At 74.3% G+C, this 5,549-nt stretch carries 5 protein-coding genes; 2 read left to right on the forward strand and 3 right to left on the reverse strand.

What is annotated here, in order from left to right:
• The 3 genes from AB0M20_RS24595 to AB0M20_RS24605 form a co-directional block, all read right to left on the reverse strand.
• The coding region (locus tag AB0M20_RS24595) for a hypothetical protein (RefSeq protein WP_364301890.1) at positions 1–1,161 on the reverse strand (1,161 nt) is incomplete at its 3' end.
• A 56-nt stretch (positions 1,162–1,217) separates the two neighbouring features.
• Positions 1,218–2,468, reverse strand: a complete 1,251-nt coding sequence (locus AB0M20_RS24600; protein WP_364301892.1) for a HAMP domain-containing sensor histidine kinase — start codon at positions 2,466–2,468, stop codon at positions 1,218–1,220.
• Positions 2,465–3,124 carry a response regulator transcription factor gene (locus AB0M20_RS24605; RefSeq protein WP_364301894.1) on the reverse strand — a complete coding sequence of 220 codons (660 nt, stop codon included), beginning with the start codon at positions 3,122–3,124 and terminating at the stop codon, positions 2,465–2,467. Before AB0M20_RS24605 ends, AB0M20_RS24600 begins: the two co-directional genes overlap by 4 nt.
• A 73-nt stretch (positions 3,125–3,197) precedes the next feature.
• On the opposite strand from AB0M20_RS24605, the gene AB0M20_RS24610 reads away from it, so the two are divergent.
• Positions 3,198–4,520 (forward strand): BTAD domain-containing putative transcriptional regulator, encoded by a 1,323-nt coding sequence (locus AB0M20_RS24610; protein WP_364301896.1) that lies wholly within the window; start codon positions 3,198–3,200, stop codon positions 4,518–4,520.
• Positions 4,517–5,524: a hypothetical protein gene (locus AB0M20_RS24615; RefSeq protein ID WP_364301898.1), complete on the forward strand. Its 1,008-nt coding sequence runs from the start codon at positions 4,517–4,519 to the stop codon at positions 5,522–5,524. The genes AB0M20_RS24610 and AB0M20_RS24615 overlap by 4 nt, the downstream gene beginning before the upstream one ends.
• Positions 5,525–5,549: the final 25 nt, after the last annotated feature.

Below are 5,549 nucleotides of genomic sequence, written 5' to 3' on the forward strand. Positions count from 1 at the left end.
CGGCTCGGCCGGCGGCGGGACCGGCGGCCGCGACTGGTCCTGGTCGCGCGTCGCCACCAGCGGCACCTGGGCGGCGCGGCCGTCGTCGCCGACCACCAGCACGTGCTTGCCCTCGCCACCGTCCACGTAGACCCGCCGGTCCTCGCCGCGGCTCAGGTGTGGCTCGCCGGCCTCCGGCCGCACGTCGGTGACCTGCTGCGGCCGGCCCTTCCCGTCGTAGGTGTGCACCTTGTTGCCGCGCCGGTCGAGCAGCACCACCGAGCCGCGCCCGGCGGCCGGGGCGTCGAACTCGCCGTCGGGCAGCGGCACCTCGAGCGGGGCCGCCGCTCCCGCGCCGTCGACCAGGTGCAGGGTGCGTGCCGAGTCGTCGACCACGGCGATCCGGCCGTCCACGTCCGAGGTGGCGATCCTCGCGTTCGCGGGCAGGTCCACCCCGATCTTCACGGGCCGGCCGAGCCCGCCCTCCTCGACCGGGTTCAGCGTGTCGTTCTGGGTGTCCACGAAGACCGGCTGCCGGCCCACCACGGTGAGCGCGCCGGTGTGCCCGGGCGGCGCGTTGCCGGGGCACGACACCCGGTCGGCGTCGAACTCCAGCTCGCAGATGACGTTGCCGTCCGTACGCTGCAGCCAGAGCGAGCCGTCGGGGGTCACCACCGGGACGCCCAGGCCCCGGCCGGCGGGAATCGTCCGCGGGTCGCCGCCGCCCAGCCGCACCACGTTGCCCGCCTCGCGGAAGACCAGGTAGGGCCCGCCCTTGGCCTCCACGGTCACCGGCTCCTCGCCGGTCGGCAGGTTCATCGTCGACTCGACCGACAGCGACGACTTGTCGAACTCGGTGACCGTCGACCGGCCCACCACGTATCCGCTGGTGTCGCCCTGGACCACCTCGCTGCCCTGCTCGAGCCCCTGCACCTCGACCTCGGCGTCGACCGAGCCGGACGGACCGTTCACGTGGAACACGGAATCCTGCGACGGGCTGGCGATCCAGTGCCCGATCTGCGCGAACCGCAGCCCGGGCGGGGCCGCGGTGGCGTCCGACACGGCCGCCGTCACGGCGATCGCGCAGGCCGCGGCGAGCAACGCCAGCGGCAGCCGGCCCCCGCGCCGCGGCCGGAGCGCACGCAGCAGCCGACCCTTCCCCGTCCCCCCGCTCCACTTCACCCAGCGAGCATAGAAGACGGTGATACATGATCGGTCCATTGCGGATATCGATCGGCTCAATTCTCGATGGCGGGCAAGGCCATCTCGAAGATCGCGCCGCCGCCGTCGGCGTTGTAGACCCGCAGCGTGCCGCCGTGCGCCTGCGCCACCCACCGGACGATGGCCAGCCCGAGCCCGCTCGATCCGCCGGAGCTCGCAAATCGGTCGAACTGCTCCTTGGCCACCGACGGGTCGATGCCCGGGCCCTGGTCGGCGACGATCACGCGGCCACCCGCGACAGTGACCTGCACCACTGCCGGCCGGCCCTCGATCCGGCCGTGCCGCATCGCGTTGTCGATCAGGTTGCCGATCGCGCGCTGCATCAGCGCCGGGTCGGCGGACACCTTCGTCGGGGCGGTGGTCACGGTGATCCGTGCGTCCTCGGCCGGCGTCTCCTCGACCACCGTGGTGACGAGCTGGTCCAGCCAGACCGGTTCCAGCTTCAGCGGGTCCACACCGGCCGCCAGGCGGGCGCGCATCAGCACACCGTCGATGATCGTGCCCATCCGGCGGGCCAGCTCCACCGTGCGCGGCAGCAGCTCGGTGCGTTGCGCCGGGTTGGCCAGCGCGGCCTCGGCGAGGGCGCGCAGCGCGGCGACCGGGGTACGCAGGTCGTGCGCGGTGTCCGCGAGCAGCGACTCCTGCTGCTCCAGCGCGCCCGCGGCGGGCCCGATCGCGCGGCTCGCCAGCAGGTACGACGCCCCGCCGACGAGCACCACCAGCAGCACTCCCCCGCCGATCACCAGCAGCGTCGCCCAGCGGTGGGCGGCGAGCTGAGCGGCCGGGTTCATCAGCGCCACCACGGCGCCGGCGTACTGGCCGTTGGTGTGGCGGAACGGCTCGACGAAGATGCGCACCTGACGGTCGCCGGTGTCGCGCACGTACCCGCTCTGGGTCCGCCCGTTACCCACCGCCTGGTAGACGTACGCGGTGAGCATCCCGGGATCGACGTCGACGCACTGTCCTCTGCTGACGTAGGCCGCGAACTTGTCGTTCGGGCCGGGCACGATCGTGAACTCGGGACAGCCGGTGTTGAACTCGTCGTCGTTGGCGGCCGTCACGATGAGCACGCCGTCGTCGTCCTCGCGCACCAGCCGCTGAATGCTGGAGGTGACCCGGCGCAGGTCACCGTCCATCTCGATCTCACGGCGCGCGGTGTCCCCGCGGATCAGGAAAGCGCCGCACACGACGTAGCCGACCGCGCTGAACAGCGTCACCCACAACGCGAGCTGACCGGGCAGCCCGCGCAGCCGTTCCAGCACACTCATTGCGGGTCCCCGCCGATGCGGTAGCCGCGCCCGCGCACGGTGTGCAGGATCTCCGGCTCGCCCAGCTTGGCGCGCAGCCGCCGGATCACCACGTCCACCACGTTCGACATCGGGTCGGTGCTCGAGTCCCAGCAGTGCTCGATCAGGTCGGTGCGGCTCACCGCGACGCCCGGCCGGGCCATCAGGTGCTCCAGGACGGCGAACTCCTTCGCGGTCAGGCTCAGCAGCACGCCGTCGCGGCGGACCTGGCGACGCGCCGAGTCCACCACCAGGTCGTCGTGGCGCAGCACCGAGGGCCGGCCCGAGCCCGCGCGCCGGCTCAGCGTCATCACCCGCGCGGTCATCTCCGCGGTCGCGAACGGCTTCACCAGATAGTCGTCGCCGCCGTGCTCGAACCCGGCCACCAGGTCGGCGATCGAATCCCGGGCGGTGAGGAACAGCACCGGCACCGCCCAGCCCTCCTGCCTGCGCCGATGCACGTAGTCGATGGCATCGCCGTCGGGCAGCATCCGGTCGAAGACGACACAGTCGAACCCGCCGCCGGCCAGGATCTCGTCCGCGCCCGCGATGTCACCGGCCTCGGCGACGGTCAGCCCGGCCCGGGCCAGCTCCATCCGCACGGCGAGCCGCAGGTTCTCGTCGTCCTCAACAACCATCACCCGCACCGCCGCCTCCGCAGGGTTTCGCGTGTCATCGGATTCTCATGCACGCCGGCGGATCGTAGCTCCCATGCAGGTGCTCTTCAGAACTCTCGGACCGCTCGAGGTGCACACCGGTGAGGTGCACCAGCTCGGCGCGGGCAAGCCGGCGTCCGTGCTGGCCACACTGCTGCAGCAGCCTAACGCCTGGATCTCGGTGGACCAGCTGCTCGCCGCCACGTGGCCGGGACCGGCCATGCCGGCGTCCGCTTCGTCCAACCTGAAGACGTATGTGTGGCAGCTGCGCCGGCTGCTGCCCGATCTGGACGGTGCGAGCCGGATCGAGCGGCGCGCGGACGCCTACCGGCTGCGGGTGCTGCCGGGTGAGGTGGACGCGGACCGGGCGCGGCAGCTGGCGGCGGCGGCGCGGGGCCTGGCCGCCGAGGCGGCGCTGCCGCTGGTCGAGGAGGCGCTCGGGCTGTGGCACGGCCGCCCGTTCTCCGGGCTGGAGAGCGCCGCCGCGGCCGCGGCGAGCCTGGACGAGCTGCAGCTCCAGCTGCGTGAGCAGCTCGCCCGCCTGCAGCTCGAGCTGGGTCAGAAGGACAAGGCGGTGGGTACGCTGCGCCGCGTCACCGGCGACGCGCCGCTGCGCGAGCCGGCCTGGGCCCAGCTGGCGCACGCACTGCACGAGTCGGGGCGGCGCACCGAGGCGCTGATCGCGTGCCGCCGCGCCGCCGACGTGCTGCACGCCGAGTTGGGCGTCACGCCCGGACCGGCCCTGGCCGCCGCGCAACGGGCGGTGCTCGGGGGCGGCGCCACCCGCCGGGAGCTGCCGCGCGACGTGCGGCTCATCGGGCGCACGGCCGAGCTGACCCGGATCCGGCGCGCGGGCCGGGAGGTCGTGGTGATCGAGGGCCCGGCCGGCATCGGCAAGACCGCGCTGGCCGTGCACGCGGCGCACTCGCTCGCGCCGGCCCACCCGGACGGCCAGCTCTTCGTCAGCATGCGGCTCGGCGCCGGCGCCCTGCTCGACCGGCTGCTGCGCGGTGTCGGGGTGCTCGCCGGCTCGATACCGTCCGATTTGGACGAGAAGGCGGCGCTGTGGCGATCGGAGGTGGCCCAGCGGCGGGTGTTGCTGGTCCTCGACGACGCGGACGGGCGCGACCAGGTGTGGCCGCTGCTGCCGGCCGGCGCGGGAACGCTGACGCTGATCACCGCCCGCCGGCTCGGCGGGCACGTCGACGGGGCGGCGCGGTTGCCGCTCGGCCCGCTGGGGCCGGCCGCGGCGGCGGCGCTGTTCGCCACGGCCGGCGGCGTCGCGGATTCGGCGATCCGCGGCTGCGGCGGCAATCCGGCAGCGCTGCTGCGGACGGCGGCCGTGACCGCGACCACCCGGCGGCGGGTGGCGGTATGACGACGGCCCGCTTCGTGGTCACCGCCGCCCGCCGGACCCCCACGCCGCAACCGGTTGCTCCCTCCACACTCGACATCGGCGTGGACGTCACTCCGCTTCCTTCGGCCACCGGCTCGGCCGCGGGCGCGCGGGCCGTCCCGGTCCTGCGGATCGCCGTGTGGCAGGTGGCCGTCGTCCTGGGGTTCGTGGCCGTCGGGCGCGGCTGGGTGGTCGGGGTCATCGCCGGTGGCGCCGCACTCGGGCTGCTCCTGGTCAGTGCCGTGCGGGTCGGCGGCGTGTGGCTGTCCTCGTTGGCGGGGACCTGGGTTGGCTTCGTCACGCGGCGGCGCGTGCACGCCGGTCAGCATCTGCCGCTGCCCCGGGGCACGGCCATCACCTCGGAGGGCGTGCTGGCCGGTGCGGAAGGCCTGACGGTCGTCGCGCGTACCCAGAAGTGGATCTTTCCCCAGGTCGAAGCCGACGCCGACGGACCGGAGCTCGACCTGCAGCTGGTCGTTCACCGCGGCCCGCGGCAGGCACGGCCGGGCGGCTGGCTCGCGATCAGCGTGCGGCGCGACGCCGACCTCGGCGAGGACGACACCCTGCGCGTCACGCTCGGCAACGTGCTGCGGCGGCTCCGCAAGAGCGGCCACGACCTCGGCGCGCTGTCCGCAGTGGAGCTGCGGCCGATGCTGGCCGGGATGGCGCATGCCGGCCCGTCCCGCGAGCACTGGCGCAGCTGGCGATCCGGCCCTGTCACCCAGGTGACGCTGCGCGTGGCCGGCGCGACCACGACCACGCTGGACCGGCTCCTCGCTGAGGGCCGCGACGCCGCAGTGACCATCGCGATCCGCTCGACCGGCGACGGCGTGCTGCGGATCGCCGCCACCTCACCCGCCGCGGCCGGCCTCGCCGTCGCCCGCATCCAGAGACTCGGCGCCCACCTCGGTGTGCGCCTGCACCGGCTCGACGGCCGCCACCAGCCGGCCCTCCTCGCCTCGCGGCCGATCGGAGGAACCCAGTGAAGTGCGCCCCCAACCTGACCCGCGG

It is taken from the genome of Actinoplanes sp. NPDC051633 (assembly GCF_040681735.1).
Taxonomy (GTDB): domain Bacteria; phylum Actinomycetota; class Actinomycetes; order Mycobacteriales; family Micromonosporaceae; genus Actinoplanes.

Coding starts and splice junctions, on each gene's coding strand:
- AB0M20_RS24600 (WP_364301892.1), bottom strand. CDS start 2,468: ATGAGTGTGCTGGAACGGCTGCGCGGGCTGCCCGGTCAGCTCGCGTTG.
- AB0M20_RS24605 (WP_364301894.1), bottom strand. CDS start 3,124: ATGGTTGTTGAGGACGACGAGAACCTGCGGCTCGCCGTGCGGATGGAG.
- AB0M20_RS24615 (WP_364301898.1), top strand. CDS start 4,517: ATGACGACGGCCCGCTTCGTGGTCACCGCCGCCCGCCGGACCCCCACG.
- AB0M20_RS24610 (WP_364301896.1), top strand. CDS start 3,198: ATGCAGGTGCTCTTCAGAACTCTCGGACCGCTCGAGGTGCACACCGGT.